Below are 16632 nucleotides of genomic sequence, written 5' to 3' on the forward strand. Positions count from 1 at the left end.
GGTGGGGCTGGTCGTGGCCCCGACCCTAGGACCCGCGACTCCCGGACACCACCGCTCGCGCATACACGAAATCCGCTACCCGGCCTCCGGATCCGCTACCCGTAGGAGGGGAGCAGATCCGGAGTCGGAGTAGCGGATTCGGTGACCGGTCGGGGTGGTCCCGCCCGTCAGAAGAGCGTCAGAACGCGGCCTCGTCCAGCTCCATGAGCTCGTTGCCGAGCCCCGAGACGATCCCGCGGGTGGCGGTGAGCAGGGGCAGCTCGTTCTTCGCGAACCACCGGGCGGCGGCGATCTTGCCGGTGTAGAAGGCCTTGTCGTCGTCGCTCGCCCCGTCCAGCTTGCCGAGGGCGACCTCGGCGCCGACCAACAGGCGCCAGCCCATCATGAGGTCACCGAACGCCATGAGCACGCGCACCGAGGCCAGCCCGATGGTGTACAGGCGCGTGGAGTCCTCCTGGGAGCCCATGAGGTGCTCGAAGCAGGTGCCGATCATGGCCTCGACGTCGGCCAGCGCGGTCGCCAGCAGCTCACGCTCGGCCGCCAGCCGGCCGTTCGAGGCGTCGCTGGCCAGGAACTGCTTGATCTGCGCCGAGATGTGGCCGACGGCGGTGCCGCGGTCGCGGGCGATCTTGCGGAAGAAGAAGTCCTGCGCCTGGATCGCGGTGGTGCCCTCGTAGAGGGAGTCGATCTTGGCGTCGCGGATGTACTGCTCGATCGGGTAGTCCTGCAGGAAGCCCGACCCGCCGAAGGTCTGCAGCGACTCGGTGAGCAGCTCGTAGGCGCGCTCGGAGCCCACACCCTTGACGATCGGTAGGAGCAGGTCGTTGACCCGGTGCGCCAGCTGCGCGTCGGCCCCCGACGCGCGGACCGCGGTCTCCGGGTCCTGGTGGGCGGCGGTGTACATGTACACCGCTCGCAGGCCCTCGGCGAAGGCCTTCTGGCGGATGAGCGCGCGACGCACATCCGGGTGGTGGGTGATGGTCACGCGCGGAGCGGTCTTGTCGGCCATGTCGGTCATGTCGCCGCCCTGGACGCGCTCCTTGGCGAACTCCAGCGCGTTGAGGTAACCCGTGGACAGGGTGGAGATGGCCTTCGTGCCGACCATCATGCGGGCGTGCTCGATGACGTCGAACATCTGGCGGATGCCCTGGTTCAGCTCGTCGCCGCCGACCATCCAGCCCTTGGCGGGCACACCGTGGCCACCGAAGGTGAGCTCACAGGTGGTCGAGGCCTTGATGCCCATCTTGTGCTCGACGCCCGTGACGAACACCCCGTTGCGCTCGCCCAGCTCGTTCTTATCGAAGTCGAAGTGGAACTTCGGCACGAAGAACAGGGACAGGCCCTTGGTGCCCGGCCCGGCGCCCTCGGGGCGCGCGAGGACCAGGTGGAAGATGTTCTCGAACATGTCGTCCGAGTCGGCCGAGGTGATGAACCGCTTGACGCCCTCGATGTGCCAGGAGCCGTCGTCCTGCTTGACGGCCTTGGTCCGGCCGGCGCCGACGTCGGAACCGGCGTCGGGCTCGGTGAGGACCATGGTGGCGCCCCAGCCACGCTCGACGCAGGTGGCGGCCCACTGCTTCTGCTCTTCGGTGCCGTTCTCGTAGAGCACCGCGGCGAAGGACGGACCGGCCGAGTACATGAACGCGGGCGCGTTGGCGCCGAGCATCATCTCGCCGACGGCCCACACCATGGCGCGGGGCGCCGGCATGCCGCCGATCTCATCCGGCAGGCCCATCGACCAGTATCCGGCGTCGAACCAGGCCCGGAACGACTTCTTGAAGTCCTCGGGGATGGAGACCGAGTGGGTCTCGGGGTCGAACACTGGCGGGTTGCGATCCGCGGAGGCGAAGGAGTCGGCTACCGGCCCCTCGGCGAGAGTGGCGACCTCGCCGAGGATCCCCTTGGCGGTCTCCGTGTCCATGTCGCCGAACTCGCCGGCGTCGAGTGCCTCGTTCATACGAAGGACCTCGAACATGTTGAACTCGAGATCCCGGACGTTGCTCTTGTAGTGACCCATTACGGTCTTCTCCGTTCGGAGTGCGTGTCATGGAATTGGTCGCGCCCGAAGAGTCGGTTGCGCCCTCCGCGGGGCCCTCGAACCTACTCGTCGGTAACAACGCAGATGCTAATGCGTTCCGGGCGAACAGTCCAAGGTGAGGGAAGGCTCTGATTCCCGCAGGCAGTGCATGCCGTGCCGCGCTCGCCGGGGTGCCCACGCCGCGCGGGCCGGTGGGGCAGAATCACCTCATGGCAGAGATCCAGCGGCGGACTCCTCCCGCCACGTCCGTGGTGGGGGCGGCGTTCCGCGTGGTCGAGTGGCAGCTGGGTCTGGCGAGGGAGCTGATGCTCCTGCCCGCCCGGGTGTTGGCGCTGCTCGACGACGTCGAGGTGGTGGTCGAGCGCGTCCAGGTGCTCCTCGACGAGGTGAACAGGACCGTGCGCGCGATCGACGGGATCGTCGTCTCGGCCACGGAGACCGTCGACGAGGTCCGCGGCACGGTGGCCCGGGCCAACGAGATGGTCGACCAGGTGGCCGTGACGGTGTCCGCGGCGGAGCGGATCGTCGGCCGGGTGGACCACACGGTGGACTCCGCCGAGGGCGTGGTGCGTCGGGTCGACGCGACGATCGATTCCGCCGAGGGCGTGGTGCGCCGGGTGGACGCGACCATTGATTCCGCGGAGGGGGTCGTGCGCCGGGTGGACGCGACGATCGATTCCGCCGAGGGCGTGGTCGCCCGCGTCGGCGCGATCGTGGACACCGCGGACGAACTCGTCCTCGACGCCGGTGGGCTCATCGAGCGCGTCGCGCCGCTCGTCGACTTCGCGGACTCCGCGTTGGCCCCGGTCAAGCCCGTCGTGGAGGCGCTGCTCGTCGACGCCGAGCTGGACCCCGAGGTCGCACGGCGGGTCGCGACGCGTCTGACCGAGGTGCTCGTCTGGGCGGACGAGACCGTCGCCCTGCTGGAGCCGATCGCCGGCGAGATCCTCGAGTCCGTGGACCCGGACGAGATCAAGGCGGTCGTGCAGTTCATCGACCACCTGCCGGCGCTGGGCGAGAGCCTGGAGACCGACATCATGCCGGTACTGGCGTCCATGGACACCGTCGCGCCCGAGGTCCACCAGATCCTCGAGGTCGCCCAGCAGTGCCTCGAGGCCGTGGCCGGCATCCCGGGCTTCCAGTTGCTGCGCCGCCGGGGCGGCGAGAACGGCAAGTCCCCGTCCTGAGACGGGCCGCGGCCGCTACCGGGTGGGCCGCGCACCGTCCACGGCTGAGAGGACCACGTCGCCCAGCACCTCGCAGACCGTCAGCGCCAGATGGGTGTCGAGTCGCTTCTCGCCCGGGCCACGCCCCAGCTCGTGCTCGGCCTTGGTCAGCCGGTACTTGACGGTGTTGCGGTGCAGGAGCAACCGGGCCGCGGTGTCGGAATAGTTCTCCGCGGAGTCGAGGAAGACGCGCACCGTCTCCCGCTGGCGGGCGGCGTCCTCGCTGTCCACGGCCAGGCTGCCGAGGACCTCGTGCACCCACCTCCGGGTGGCGGCGACGTCCTCGGCTAGGCGTGCGATCACCGGGATCCCGTCGTCCGAGTACGAGACGACGTGCGCGTCGCCCGTGGTGGAGACCTGGGCGACCGGAGCGGCCTGCCGGGCCTGCGTGCGGGTCGAGCGGAAACCGGTGATCCCGACGGCGGGCGCGCCGAACGAGATGCGGGCCCCGCGGGTCGTCGCCGCCACCGGGGCGACCTCGCGGACGTCGACGGTGTCCCGGCGCCCCTCCATCCCGAACCACACCTCGGCCGTGGCGCGGCCGGTGGCGATCATCAGCGGGGCGCGGGACACCCGGAGGACGCGCGCGGTCTGCTCCACGATGTTCGCGAGCAGGCGGGCCTGATCGGCCACGGAACCGTAGTCGTCGATCCAGACCCGAGCGCCGACGTGGACCTGGTTGAGGCGGTACCCCGTCACCCTCTCGAACTCGGGGGCGCCGACGTCCTCGCCGTCGAGGACACGGTTCACCAGGGAGTTGATGGAGCGCGCCGCCTGGTTGTGTGAGTAGCGCACCTCCTCCTCGTGGGCGGCCATCACGGTCCGGGTGATCTCGTCGACGTACTGGTAGAGCCATCCCGCCAGGTGGTGGTACAGAGGCAGTTTCTCGTGGTCCGCGCAGTCGATCTCCTGCACCTGGTCGAACACGTGGGCCAGGAGGCGGTCGGAGCCGACGTGGTACGCACGGCGCAGCGCCGCGCTCGAGACGCCCCGGCGGGCGAGGACCACGGCGTAGTGCATGGCGTCGGGCAGCGGCGGCAGGTCGTGCGGGTCCCTGGTGTGGGACAGCAGGTCGATGATCACCTCCACGTTGTTCGTGACGCTCGCGTGGAGCGCGGCCCGCATGTCCTCGTCGGTGAGCTCGCCGACGGCGTCCTCGATGGCGGCCGTCATGCTCACGGAGATGACGTCGGTCTCGGGGCTCAGCCGCAGGCCGATCCGGCGGGTGAGCTCGCGGAGTCGCTCCGGGTTCTGTGGCGTGGTGCTGAGCATGTGTGGGTTCGGCGCGTGCCCCTGCCGGGGTCGGGCCGTGCCGTGTCCTTCCTCGCGGATCAACGCCCGGACAGGTAGGTCAGCGCGGAGCGCGCCGCGTTCCACCCGGCCATCCCGTGCGCCCCGGCGCCGGGCGGGGTGGCCGCGGAGCAGATGTAGACGCCCGGCACGCCGGTCGAGTACGGGTCGAGAGCCACCCTGGGGCGGAAGACCAACTGGCGGGGATCGTTGGCACCTGTGACGATATCGCCGCCCACGTAGTTGGGGTTGTGTTCCCAGATCTGTCCGGGCGAGCGTGTGTGGATGTGCAGGACGCGGTCACGGAACCCCGGCGCGAAGCGCTCGATCTGATCGATGATCGTCTGCGTGGCGTCCCCGGTCCATCCGGCGGGGACGTGCGCGTAGGCGTCGACAGGGTGGATCCCGTCGCGGGCGCGGCCCGGGTCGGCCACGGACTGCTGTCCGACGAGGATGAACGGCCGCGCCGGCATCCTGCCGTTCACGACCTGACGTTCGGCGTCGGCGATCTCGGCGAAGCTCCCCCCGACGTGGACGGTGCCCGCGCGACGCGACGGCTCGTGGGCCCACGGGATGGCCCCCTCCACGGCGAAGGCGACCTGGAACGCGGCCGGGCCGTGGCGGAAGCGACGATAGGCGCGCTCGACCCGGCGGGGCAGGACGCCGGCCAGGATCTGGGCGGCGGCGGTCGGGGAGGTGTCGAGCATGACGATGTCCGGGGCGCCCAGCTGGCACACGTCGCGGACGGTGGTCCCGGTCTCGATCCGGCCGCCACGCGCGCGCAGCATCCGGGCCATCGTGGCGGCGATGGTCTCCGACCCTCCGACGGCGACCGGCCACCCGTAGCGGTGGGCGGCGGTTCCGAGGGCCACCCCGATGGCGGAGGACATGAAGGAGCCCAGGGGGCGGAAGGCGTGTGCGGCGACCCCGGCGAACAGGGCGCGGGCCTCGTCGGTCCGCCACCGCCGGGCGAGCATCCCGGCGGGCAGGGCGGCGTAGGTGCCGAACCGCGCCAGGGCCACCGGGTGCTCGGGGACGTGGAGCAGCGGTCGGAGGAAGTCCTCGGTGATCCGGGGGAACCGGTCGGTGAGGGGGCCGAACATCCGCTGGTAGGACGCCGAGTCGGTGCCGAGGCCGGCGGCGGTCCGCTCGACCGACTGCCACACGGCCGCGCCCCGACCACCGTCCAGGGGATGGGAGTACTGGATCTCGGGTAGGGCCCACCGCAGACCGTTCGCCTCGAGGTCGAACCGGCGGCTGAAGCCGGTGTCGAGTGCCAGCGGGTGGAAGCCCGAGCACTGGTCGTGCAGGAGGCCCGGGACGGTCAGCTCGCCCGAGCGGGTCCCGCCGCCGACGGAGTCGGATGCTTCCAGAACGGTCACATCGACTCCGTCGGCGGCGAGGGTCAACGCGGCGGCCAGACCGTTGGGTCCGCTGCCCACGATGATCGCTGTCGGCATGGACTCAGCTCATCCCGACGGTGGACTCGTCGTGACCCGCCGCGGTCGGGGCGGTGGACAGGTCGCCCTCGGCGCCCGGGGAGGACGGCACCGTCGACGAGGCCCGCTCCGCGGCCGGCAGGTACTCCGGATGACGCCAGGTCACGGTGTAGGGGATGGGGCCGTTCGGCAGCCACGGCTGCTCCTTCACCACGTCGCGGACGTCGTAATGGCCGCGCTCGACCACGCCGAGAGCGGCGTCGATCACCCGGTACTCGATGGTCTTCTTGTGCAGCGGCTGCGACTCGGTCCACACGCTGAGGAACTCGCCCGGGGCGAAGTGGCAGCGCTTCTGCACGGCGGCGATCGTCCGCTCGTCGAACAGGTGCCCGTCGCCGAACTGCCAGCCGGAGAAGAAGGTGCACATGACCTCGCCCTCGCGGAACCGGTAGTTCTCCATGCTGTCCACGACGTCCGGGAAGATCGACATGTGGCCGCGGCCCTGGGTGTTCATCATGCGGAACGCGGTGGTCTTCTGGAGGAACATCTCCGCGCCGGCCTCGCCGAACAGGCTCGAGAGCTGGTGCTTGGGCGAGGTCATGGAGGTGACGAACTCGGGGTTGTCCAGCTTGGCCTCGCAGCCGTTGTTCCGGAACGCCATGGTGGAGTTGGCCCAGTTGCCGGCGTACTGGCGCATGGACATGAGGAACGAGATCTTGTCCGGGCGGAAGTTCCCGACGATCGGCAGGGTGAGGGTCAATACCGCGGCGCCCACCACGATCCACGGGCTGCTCGCGTCCCACAGGGCGTAACCGTCGCCGCTGAAGAAGGCCAGGAACACGATCGGCGTCGCGAAGACGTAGAAGAGGTTCCACTCCTGCGGCATGGCCAGGGCGAACATCGAGTAGATGAAGACGTGGAAGCACATCATGAACGCGGCCGCGAGGACCGCGACGGTCCAGTTGGTGGTGAACAGCAGGATGAGCGGGACCACGAACTCGACGACCGTGCCCATGACGTGGGCGGCGAAGAACGCGACCTTGGTGGGCATGAGGTCGTTCGGGGCGTCCCGGTAGAGGGACCTACGGAGTGCCTTGGACCTGATCAGCGGGCCGTTGGTGAGCATAGTCTGCACGGTGGGCGTGAAGTGGACGCCGATCTTGGACAGGAACGCGCCCCACCACACGGCGAACATGGCGATCTTGGCGACGACGATCATGTCCACGTGGCCGCCGCCGTACATCGTGAGCACGCCGAAGCCCAGCAGGATGACCGAGTACTGCTCGGGCCGGGAGGCGAGGAACGTCACCCGGTCGCGCAGGCCCAGGACGAGTTGTAGCGCGACGTAGGCGATGAACGGCCAGGCCGGGACGAGGCCGGCCTCGCTGTAGGCGGCCGCGGTCTGCTGGCCGGGCAGGACCAGTCCGAGGAAGAGGCTGGCGAGCATGCCGAAGTACAGGGCCACGTCGACGGCCTTGCGCTCGTCGCCCCTGGTGAAGGGCACCTTGTCCGGCCACGGCGGGAGCCGGAGCGTCCCGGTGCGCATCCAGTAGCGGTAGCCGGCGGTGTTGGGCTTGAACTTGAACGCGAGCGGGCCCCAGGACTCGTTGAACCCGGTGGCGGACCACAGGACGACCCACAGCATCGCCTTCTGGTAGACGATCAGCTCACCCCACCAGGCCCCGAGGTCGGTCAGGGGGAGGCCGGGCGTGGACAGGCCGATGATCAGCCAGCCCCCGAGGAAAAAGAACAGGCCCTTGACGAGGTAGAGCGAGTGCATGATCTTCGGGGCGCCGAAGCCGTGGTCGACCCAGTGGTGGGCGAGCAGCTTCATGCGCTCCATGACCGGTATCGACTCGAACTTGTCCGGGTCGATATCGGGTACGTCGGCGGTGAGGAATGCCATGGGTACTCCTTGGTGGGCGGGATGAGGGTGAGGGATCGGGTGGGGAGGGCGGGAGGGCCCGGGTCAGGCGGCGAGTGACGCCCGGAGCCCGGGCTTGTCGATCTTGCCGACGGGGTTCTTGGGCAGCTCGGGGGTGATCTCGACGTGCACGGGCACCTTCGCGCGGGTGAGGTGGCGGCGGCAGTGCTCGATCACGGCCTCGGGCGTGAGGTCGGCGTCGGGGTAGGGGACGACGAACGCGACGGGAACCTCGCCCATGACGTCGTCGGGGCGACCGACCACGGCCACCTCGAGTACGCCGGGCAGGCTGCCGATCGCGTTCTCGATCTCCTTGGGATAGAGGTTCTCGCCGCCGCGGATGATCATGTCCTTGAGGCGGTCGACGATCGTGAGGTAGCCGTCCTCGTCGAGTCTGCCGACGTCGCCGGTCCGGACCCAGCCGTCGACGATCGTCTCGGCGGTGGCCTCGGGCCGGTTGAGGTAGCCGGCCATGACGGTCGGGCCGGTGATGAGCACCTCGCCCGTCTGGCCGGTGGGGACGTCGTGGAGGGCGTCGTCGACGACGCGGATGCGTTGGCCGGGCAGGGCCGGGCCGACGGTGCCGGGCTTGCGGGGGCCGTCGATGGGGTTGACGGCCGAGGCGCAGGTGGCCTCGGTCAGGCCGTACCCCTCGAGGATGGGTGCGTCGAGGAACTCCTCGGCCGCGGCGAGCAGTTCGCGGGTGGCCGGGGCGGCACCACATACCGCGAACCGGAGGGAGGACATGTCCGGCCGCCGGCCCTCGGCCCGGCTCAGCAGGAGGGCGTAGATGGTGGGCACGGCGGAGAAGTAGGTGGGGCGTCGCTGTTCGACGGTGTCGAAGAACCTGGTGGCGTCGAAGCCGCCGAGGATCGTGAGCTGGGCGCCCACCCGGAGCGGCGCCAGGAGGCTCACCATGAGCGCGTTGACGTGGAACAACGGCAGGACCAGCAGGCAGTGGTCGTCCGCGGTCATCCGCATGGACTCGACCATCATCCCGGACATCGCCGTGGCGTTGTCGTGGGTGAGCATCACGCCCTTGGGGCGTCCCGTCGAGCCGCTGGTGTAGATCACCAGGGCGAGCTCGTCACCGGCGAGCTCGACGGGGTCGAGCTCCGGTCCCTCCCCGGCGGTCCTTAGGTCATCAACGCTAACCGCGGGGCGGCCTCCTGAGGGGGAGCCGTGCCCGGCGTTGACGACGAGGGCGGCGTCGGCGTCCGCGATCTGGTGGTCGGCCTCGGCGGCGGTGAACTGTGGGTTGATCGGGGTGGCGGCCGCGCCGAGGTACCAGGCGGCGAAGATGGAGATCACCAGCTCGCTGCGGTTGGGCAGCATCACGGCCACCACGTCTCCGCTGCTCACGCCGAGGTCGCGGAACTGTGCGGCGACGGCGGACACCCTCGCGTCGAGCTCGCGGAACGTCAGTTGCGTGTGCTCGTCGCGGATGGCGGGGGCGTCTCCGTAGCGGTCCGCCAGCGCTCTGGGGAGGTATCCGGGTGTCACATCGTCTCCTCGTCACGGCCTGTGTGATCTCGGACACTACTGGCCGCGATCAGGGCGTTCATCGTGAGATGTGACGAAGTTCACCGGAGCGTTTGTGCACCGTGCACTACCGCGGGCGGTCGGGGCGGAAGCCCCGGAGCGGAAAGACCCGAGCGGAGACGGCGGAGCGGAAACGACGAAGGCCCTCCCGGCGGGAGGGCCTTGATCGGTGTGGAGCCGATGACGGGAATCGAACCCGCGCTGTCTGCTTGGGAAGCAGAAGTTCTACCATTGAACTACATCGGCATCGCCTGCTGGAGGCGGTGTTCAGACTAGCACGGCCCCCGACCGGAGTCGGGAACCCGGGTCACTTGCGGGTGGAATCCCGCGCGGACTTCCGCCTCGCCCCGGGCGTCATGGGGCGCTTGGGCTGGTTCAGGGACGCGCGGGGGACGAACCCGAACGCCACGCCGCCGATCACCGCCATCGCGAGTCCGCCGATGATCCACGGGATGACGGAGCCGCCGCTGGTGACCCCCATCAGCACGATGAGCACGCCCACGCCGACGCACACCCACGACCACTGGGTCCAGCGCCAGATGTACTTCGAGGGCTCTTCCCTGAACTCGTCCATGGGCCCATTTCACCACGTCAGCCGCGGTCGGTGCATATCCGTGACGGCGTCAGGGGGAACGCGACGGGCGGGCCCGGCGCCCGATGTGGCAGGTCTCACGTCGATTCCGGGGTGAATCGGGAAGGAACGGGTTCCCTCCGGCGCTGAACTGGAGGATAGTCCGTTTTGCACGGACGGCGCCCGGCGGACGGGCGGCGCTGACAGGAGGTGCGTGATGGACGGCGTGGGGGAGCGGCCCGTCGCGGAACGGGTGAGGACCGTGCTGGCGCGCGGCGCGTCGGGGACCGTCGGGGCGGGGATGCTGCGCCGTCCCCTGCGGTCGGCGCGGGTCCGCGACGACGGGATCGTCGTACTGGTCGTGGACGTCGGCGGGGCGGCGCGCGAGGTGGGCGACGTCGCGCGGGTCGCGGCCCCGGGCGCCTCCGCGACGGTGGAGATCGTGGACATCGTCTGCACGGGCCGGTGTCGTGGCGCCGCGCCGCGCCCCTCGTTCTCCCTCGACGGCCGTCCCGCGCCGTGCGGGGGCCGGGGGAGGGAGTACGACGACGAGTGCGCGGTCGCCCGCGGCATCGTCACCCTCTCGGGGATCGTGACCGCCTCCTCTCCGGCGCGGCGGCGTCGACTGGTCGCGGCGGACGGCGGCGATCACGACGGGAGCGGGGACGTCGGGTCGCTGAGGTTGAGCGAGCTCCAGCCGCTGGAGATCACCTACGTCGGGGCCGACGGGGTGCACGTGGTGCCGCGCTCGGATCTCGCGGCCGCCGGCGTGGACCCGATCGCGGTGGACGAGCAGGCGTGGCTGCGGCGACTGTCCGCGGACCGGGGGTTGGCCGCCCGGCTGGCGCTGCGCGCAGGGCGGCAGATCGCGGGCACCGAGCCCTGCCTCGCCGGGATCGACCGCTACGGGATCGACGTGAACATCGGCTCCGTGCACTCCGGGTTCCGTGAGCTCGTGCGCGTGGCGTTCCCGCAGGTCTGCGACGATTCCGACGACGTCCACCGCGTCCTCGCCGAGCTGTCACGGTGAGCTGCCGCACAAAATTTTCCTGAAAAGCCTTGCCTTTGAGGTAAGCCTTACCTAAGTTCATCGCTGCGGGTAGTCACGTCCCCGCACCCCGCTCCCCGTTCCGGCGCCGTCCCTGAGGCGCCGGAACGGGAGACGGGAACCGCGACGACGAGAGGCGAAGGCATGCGATCACTGGTGGGACCCGTCCCTGAGCCGGCCGAGCGGGCGAGTTCGGCGCTACGCCGTTGCGCGAGGGGCTACCTGGCTCTGCCCACCGCCACGCCCGCGGTCGCCCTCGTGCACCAGACCCCGGGGACCGCCGACCTCAGCCTGGTGATCCCGATGGCCGACGCCGCGACAATCGGGTTCGGCGGGGTCACCGCCCGACTCGAGGTACTCGACGAGGTCGTCGGGGGAGTGGCACAGGGACGCTGCCGCCGCATCGTCGTCGTCGACGGCCGCGTCGAACAGACCGGCACGCGCTCCCAACGGATCACCGCCGCGGACATCGCGCGAGACCTCCCCGACTCCGCCCTCCTGGGGGTCGGATCCGACTCCGCGCTCGTCCGGCTCCGCGCCGAGAAGATCATCCTCACCGACGACGACGGCGTCACCGACATCGCCCCCGACGACCTCGCCACCTCCGGACCCGACCCGTTCACCGACCTCGAGGGACACTGGCTCGACCACCTCAACGACCCCCGCTGCCAGGTCGTCCCCCGCATCGCGATGCGCGTCTGCCGCTGCCTGCCCGCCGTGCGCCCCCTGCTCATCGGCATCGACCGCGCCGGCGTCGACATCGAGCTCGTCGACCGCGAGGGCCGCATCCGCCGCGAGCGGCTGCCCTTCGCCGAGGCGTGCACGGGCGTCACCGAGCTCGGCACCCAGCTCCGGTTGCTGGCAGGGGGCGCGCGGTACCCTCAGGACCGTGCTGCTCTCCGACCGTGACCTCCGTGCCGAGCTCGACGCCGGACGGCTCGGCATCGACCCGTTCGACCCCCAGCTGATCCAGCCGTCGAGCATCGACGTCCGACTCGACCGGCTGTTCCGGGTGTTCAACAACTCCCGCTACACCCACATCGACCCGGCGCAGCAGCAGGACGAGCTCACCGAGCTGGTCGAGGTGGCCGACGGCGACCCGTTCGTCCTCCACCCCGGCGAGTTCGTACTGGGCGCCACCCTCGAGCGGCTCGCCCTGCCCGACGACCTCGCCGGTCGCCTCGAGGGCAAGTCCTCCCTCGGCCGCCTCGGGCTGCTCACCCACTCCACCGCAGGGTTCATCGACCCCGGTTTCGACGGCCACATCACGCTCGAGCTGTCGAACGTCGCGAACCTGCCCATCACGCTGTGGCCCGGGATGAAGATCGGCCAGCTGTGCCTGTTCCGGCTCTCCAGCCCCGCCGAGACCCCGTACGGCAGCGCGCGGGTGGGATCCAAGTACCAGGGCCAGCGCGGCCCCACCGCCTCCAAGGCCTACCTCAACTTCCGGTGAGCTGACCCGCCCCGCCCGCCGTCGGCGGGGCTCGTCGCCTCCGCGGCGCGCGCTGCTCGTCCGCCGTTCACCAGCGCGTTCCCACCGCGCCGCGTGAACGCGGTAGAACGGCGCCATGCGACTGACCGTGTTCGGGACCGGGTACCTCGGCGCCACCCACGCCGCCTGCATGGCCGAGCTGGGCCACGAGGTGTTGGGGGTGGACGTCGACGAGGCGAAGATCGAGCGGCTGCGCCGTGGCGAGGTGCCGTTCTACGAGCCGGGTCTGCCGGAGATCCTGGCGCGGCACGTGGAGTCGGGGCGGTTGCGGTTCACCACCGACTACGCCGAGGCCGCCGGGTTCGCGGACCTGCATTTCATCGGGGTCGGCACGCCGCAGCGCAAGGGCGAGTTCGGCGCCGACACCTCGTATGTGGAGGACGTGGTCGCGCGCCTGGTGCCGCTGCTGACCGCCGATGCGGTGTTGGTGGGCAAGTCCACGGTCCCGGTGGGGACGGCGGCCCGGCTGCAGGGCATCGCGGACTGGCACGCGACCGACGGGGTGCGGGTGGAGGTCGTGTGGAACCCGGAGTTCCTGCGCGAGGGGTTCGCGGTGGCCGACACCCTGACGCCGGACCGGATCGTTATCGGTCTGCCCGGTGGGCCGGACGAGCAGGGGCCCGCCCGCGAGCTGGTCGAGCAGGCCTACGCGCCGATCCTCGAGTCGGACCCGTGCCCGGTGATCGTGACGGACCTGGCGACCTCCGAGCTGGTCAAGGTCAGTGCGAACGCGTTCCTGGCGACCAAGATCAGTTTCATCAACGCCGTGTCGGAGGTGTGCGAGGCGGCCGGCGCGGACGTGACGGTGTTGGCCGATGCGATCGGGATGGACCCGCGCATCGGGCGGCGGTTCCTGAACGCCGGCCTGGGGTTCGGTGGGGGCTGCCTGCCCAAGGACATCCGGGCGTTCATGGCGCGCGCCGGGGAGCTGGGCGCCGATGAGGCGATGACGTTCCTGCGGGAGGTCGACTCGATCAACATGCGCCGGCGCGAGCGGATGGTGGACCTGACCGTCCAGGCGTGCGGCGGCACGGTGATCGGCAAGACCGTCGCGGTGCTGGGGGCGGCGTTCAAGCCGAACTCGGACGACGTGCGTGACTCGCCCGCGTTGAACGTGGCGGGGATGCTCTCGCTCAAGGGCGCCAGCGCGGTGGTGTACGACCCGCAGGCGCTGGACAACGCGCGGGCCCTGTTCCCGACCCTGACCTACGCCGGGTCCGCCCTGGCCGCGTGTGAGGGCGCGGACGTGGTGCTGGTGGCCACCGAGTGGGCCGAGTTCGTCGAGCTCGACCCGCCCGCGGTCGCCGGCGTGGCGCGGGGCCGGATCCTGCTGGACGGGCGCAACTGCATGCCCGCCGACCGCTGGCGCGCCGCGGGCTGGACCTACCGCGCCCTCGGACGCGGGGTCCCCGCGGTCGCCGCGCCGGGTGCGGGGGCGGGTGTCGGGCCGGTCGCCGGTTCGGCCGCCGGGGCGGGCACGGAATCACCGCGGGCGGCGTTCCCGCGGGGCGCCGTGACGACCCCGCTGACGGGGTGACTCCTCGCCCGGGCTACTGCCGGTAGGACGCGAGGAAGTTGCCGATCCGCTCGATCGCCATCCCGAGGTCCCGCGCCGCGGGCAGGGTGACCACGCGGAAGTGGTCCGGGTCCGGCCAGTTGAAGCCCGTGCCCTGGGTGACGAGGATCCGCTCACGCTCGAGCAGGTCCAGAGCGAACAGGCGGTCGTCGTGGATCTCGTGGACGTTCGGGTCGAGACGGGGGAAGGCGTAGAGGGCGCCCATCGGCCGGACGCAGCTCACGCCGGGGATCGAGTTCAGCTTCTCCCACGCGATGCCGCGCTGCTCGTGTAGCCGCCCGCCGGGCTCGATCAGCTCGTTGATCGACTGATAGCCGCCCAGCGCCACCTGGATGGCGTGCTGCGCCGGCACATTCGGACACAGCCGGGTCGAGGCCAGCAGTTCGAGCCCCTCGAGGAACCCGGCGGCGTGCGCCTTGGGCCCGGTGATCGCGACCCAGCCGGCCCGGTACCCGGCCACCCGGTACGTCTTGGACAGGCCGTTGAACGTGAGCACCAGCAGGTCGTGTGCCAGCGTGGCGATCGACGTGTGCTGGGCCTCGTCGTAGACGATCCGGTCGTAGATCTCGTCGGCCAGGATGAGCAGGCTGTGCTCGCGCGCCAGGTCGACGATCCCCTGCAGGACCTCGCGCGAGTAGACCGCCCCGGTCGGGTTGTTGGGGTTGATCACCACGATCGCCTTGGTGCGCGGGGTGATCTTCGAGGCGATGTCCTCCAGCGACGGGTTCCAGTCGTTGTCCTCGTCCGCGAGGTAGTGGACGGGCTTGCCTCCCGCGAGCGACGTCATGGCGGTCCACAGCGGGTAGTCCGGGGCCGGGATGAGGACCTCGTCGCCGTCGTCGAGGAGCGCCTGCATGGTCATGGTGATGAGCTCGGACACGCCGTTGCCCAGGTAGATGTCCTCCACGTCGAGGTGGGGGAAGTCGGGGACGAGCTCATAGCGCGTGAAGATGGCGCGGCGGGCCGAGAGGATCCCCTTGGACTCCGAGTAGCCCTGGGCGTGGGGGAGCGCGGCGATCATGTCGCGCATGATCACGTCCGGCGCCTCGAACCCGAACGGCGCGGGGTTGCCGATGTTGAGCTTGAGGATGCGGTGACCCTCCGCCTCGAGCTGGTTGGCCCGGGCGAGCACGGGCCCGCGGATCTCGTACAGGACGTCCTTGAGCTTGGAGGACTGGTCGAGCGTGCGCGGCTGGCGGAGCGTGCGTCCCGTGGTCTCAGGGGTCATACCTGCCGATTGTGCCACCCGCCTCCTCGTGCCCGGCGCCACATGCCCTGTCGGAGGAGGAGTCGTCGGTCGGAGGAGGAGTCGTCGGTCGTAGGCGGATCGCTGCGGTCAGATCCCGTACCGGAGGTCGATGATCGCCGGGATCTCGGAGTCCGGAAGAAGGTCATCGGGATGTTCCACAGAGAGGTAGTCAACGCACTCGCGCTCGCGCGGACACAGTGAGTAAGGTTGCGAGTCGATCGACAGCCCGGTGAGTTGACGTAGCCGACGAACCTCGCCTCGCACCGTGGTGGTGGCGGACGGGTCCTCGTAGAGGGCTTCAGACAGCGCCCGCGCAGACCACGCCTCGCGGGAGGCCAACAGGGCGAGCAGTTCCGCCCGGCGCGGCGTGAGCGGGATCGAGGTTCCGTCCGCCCGAATCACAGCCGGTTTCCACCCCAGAAGCCGGATCGAGGTGACGGCGCTGGCGTGAGCGGTCCGATCATGGCCCGGGTCTCGGCCTGGGGTGCCGGCGTAGCTCGCCTCGGTACGACTGTCGGAGTCGAATGGCGAAGGCAGCGCGGCGAGGAGGGACTCGGCCAGCCGCGTTCCGCAGCGCACCAGCGCGGCGGTCTCAGCGGACGAGTAGCGCAACGGGTGGGACACGTCGAGGACTCCGACGATGCGGCCCCGAGAGTTCCGGATTGGGCTTGCCGTGCAGGTCCATCCATGGTGGGCGCGGACGAAGTGCTCACCGGCCGTGGCATGGGCGAGAGTGCCGGCTTCCAGTGCCAGCGAGATGCCGTTGGTGCCGATGCTCTTCTCGGACCAGTCCGCGCCCTCCACGAAGGCGATCGAGTCCGCCCGGCGTAACACCTGCGCGTTGCCCGCGCGCCACAGCACACGACCTCGCGTATCGGAGACGACGACGAGGTGTCGCCCGGCGGCCGAGGTGTCCGCTACCGACGCCACGACATCTGCCGCGACCCGGTGCAGCGGCGTCTGACCTCGTGCGTGCGCGATCTCCTCGCGGGACAGAACGCTGGAGGGCGCCTGCTGGTCCGGGGAGATTCCCGCGGCCCCACTACGACGCCATGCGCGCAGGATCCGTGAGTCCAGCGTGCTGGTCGTGCCGCCGGCCAGCGCTATCTCATGAGCCTCGATCGAACGGGCCGCAAAGGTCCCTGGGTCAGAGAACCGCAACGCCGAGTGCAACGACATTGCCACCCCCTTGGGGAGAAAGTGTGATCTGCGTCATGAAAAACGCTACAGCAGAGCG

12 protein-coding genes, 1 tRNA gene and 1 pseudogene are annotated in these 16632 nt (G+C 70.4%); 5 read left to right on the forward strand and 9 right to left on the reverse strand.

Features of this window, described 5'->3' with window-relative positions; genetic code table 11:
• Positions 1-178 precede the first annotated feature (178 nt).
• A complete protein-coding gene (locus tag RWK90_RS14100) occupies positions 179-2017 on the reverse strand; it encodes an acyl-CoA dehydrogenase (RefSeq protein WP_314038250.1) in 1839 nt (612 codons plus the stop codon).
• Positions 2018-2247: 230 nt separating this feature from the next.
• Here RWK90_RS14100 and RWK90_RS14105 point away from each other — a divergent pair, with 230 nt between their 5' ends.
• Positions 2248-3225, forward strand: a complete 978-nt coding sequence (locus RWK90_RS14105; RefSeq protein WP_314038251.1) for a methyl-accepting chemotaxis protein — start codon at positions 2248-2250, stop codon at positions 3223-3225.
• A gap of 15 nt (positions 3226-3240) precedes the next feature.
• Here the strand turns inward: RWK90_RS14105 and RWK90_RS14110 are convergent, their stop codons facing one another.
• From RWK90_RS14110 to RWK90_RS14135, 6 genes are all read right to left on the reverse strand, one after another.
• Positions 3241-4536, reverse strand: a complete 1296-nt coding sequence (locus tag RWK90_RS14110; protein ID WP_314038252.1) for a helix-turn-helix domain-containing protein — start codon at positions 4534-4536, stop codon at positions 3241-3243.
• Between the two features lie 59 nt (positions 4537-4595).
• Entirely contained in the window at positions 4596-6014 is a 1419-nt protein-coding gene (locus RWK90_RS14115) for an NAD(P)/FAD-dependent oxidoreductase (protein WP_314038253.1), read from the reverse strand.
• 4 nt (positions 6015-6018) lie between these two features.
• Complete coding sequence (locus tag RWK90_RS14120; protein WP_314038254.1) at positions 6019-7899, reverse strand: DUF3556 domain-containing protein; 1881 nt, start codon at positions 7897-7899, stop codon at positions 6019-6021.
• A 63-nt stretch (positions 7900-7962) separates the two neighbouring features.
• Positions 7963-9420 carry an AMP-binding protein gene (locus RWK90_RS14125; protein WP_314038255.1) on the reverse strand — a complete coding sequence of 486 codons (1458 nt, stop codon included), beginning with the start codon at positions 9418-9420 and terminating at the stop codon, positions 7963-7965.
• A gap of 211 nt (positions 9421-9631) precedes the next feature.
• A tRNA-Gly gene (locus RWK90_RS14130) sits at positions 9632-9705 on the reverse strand.
• Between the two features lie 61 nt (positions 9706-9766).
• Positions 9767-10033, reverse strand: coding sequence for a hypothetical protein (locus tag RWK90_RS14135; protein ID WP_314038256.1), 267 nt, complete (start codon positions 10031-10033; stop codon positions 9767-9769).
• A 214-nt stretch (positions 10034-10247) separates the two neighbouring features.
• Between RWK90_RS14135 and RWK90_RS14140 the strand changes: the two genes are divergently transcribed.
• The 4 genes and pseudogenes from RWK90_RS14140 to RWK90_RS14155 form a co-directional block, all read left to right on the forward strand.
• Entirely contained in the window at positions 10248-11060 is an 813-nt protein-coding gene (locus RWK90_RS14140) for a DUF2470 domain-containing protein (RefSeq protein WP_314038257.1), read from the forward strand.
• Positions 11061-11222: 162 nt separating this feature from the next.
• A complete protein-coding gene (locus tag RWK90_RS14145; protein ID WP_314038258.1) occupies positions 11223-11987 on the forward strand; it encodes a hypothetical protein in 765 nt (254 codons plus the stop codon).
• Entirely contained in the window at positions 11968-12531 is a 564-nt protein-coding gene (gene dcd, locus RWK90_RS14150; RefSeq protein ID WP_314038259.1) for a dCTP deaminase, read from the forward strand. The genes RWK90_RS14145 and dcd overlap by 20 nt, the downstream gene beginning before the upstream one ends.
• 115 nt (positions 12532-12646) lie before the next feature.
• Positions 12647-13984 (forward strand): annotated as a pseudogene (locus RWK90_RS14155) (UDP-glucose dehydrogenase family protein); the annotation flags it as partial.
• A 136-nt stretch (positions 13985-14120) separates the two neighbouring features.
• Here the strand turns inward: RWK90_RS14155 and RWK90_RS14160 are convergent.
• A complete protein-coding gene (locus RWK90_RS14160; RefSeq protein WP_314038260.1) occupies positions 14121-15374 on the reverse strand; it encodes a pyridoxal phosphate-dependent aminotransferase in 1254 nt (417 codons plus the stop codon).
• A gap of 108 nt (positions 15375-15482) precedes the next feature.
• Positions 15483-16574, reverse strand: coding sequence for a GAF domain-containing protein (locus RWK90_RS14165; RefSeq protein WP_314038261.1), 1092 nt, complete (start codon positions 16572-16574; stop codon positions 15483-15485).
• Positions 16575-16632 lie beyond the last annotated feature (58 nt).

Source organism: Dietzia sp. CH92 (genome assembly GCF_032248695.1).
GTDB lineage: Bacteria > Actinomycetota > Actinomycetes > Mycobacteriales > Mycobacteriaceae > Dietzia.

Coding starts and splice junctions, on each gene's coding strand:
- RWK90_RS14100 (WP_314038250.1), bottom strand. CDS start 2,017: ATGGGTCACTACAAGAGCAACGTCCGGGATCTCGAGTTCAACATGTTC.
- RWK90_RS14105 (WP_314038251.1), top strand. CDS start 2,248: ATGGCAGAGATCCAGCGGCGGACTCCTCCCGCCACGTCCGTGGTGGGG.
- RWK90_RS14110 (WP_314038252.1), bottom strand. CDS start 4,536: ATGCTCAGCACCACGCCACAGAACCCGGAGCGACTCCGCGAGCTCACC.
- RWK90_RS14115 (WP_314038253.1), bottom strand. CDS start 6,014: ATGCCGACAGCGATCATCGTGGGCAGCGGACCCAACGGTCTGGCCGCC.
- RWK90_RS14120 (WP_314038254.1), bottom strand. CDS start 7,899: ATGGCATTCCTCACCGCCGACGTACCCGATATCGACCCGGACAAGTTC.
- RWK90_RS14135 (WP_314038256.1), bottom strand. CDS start 10,033: ATGGACGAGTTCAGGGAAGAGCCCTCGAAGTACATCTGGCGCTGGACC.
- RWK90_RS14140 (WP_314038257.1), top strand. CDS start 10,248: ATGGACGGCGTGGGGGAGCGGCCCGTCGCGGAACGGGTGAGGACCGTG.
- RWK90_RS14145 (WP_314038258.1), top strand. CDS start 11,223: ATGCGATCACTGGTGGGACCCGTCCCTGAGCCGGCCGAGCGGGCGAGT.
- RWK90_RS14160 (WP_314038260.1), bottom strand. CDS start 15,374: ATGACCCCTGAGACCACGGGACGCACGCTCCGCCAGCCGCGCACGCTC.
- RWK90_RS14165 (WP_314038261.1), bottom strand. CDS start 16,574: ATGTCGTTGCACTCGGCGTTGCGGTTCTCTGACCCAGGGACCTTTGCG.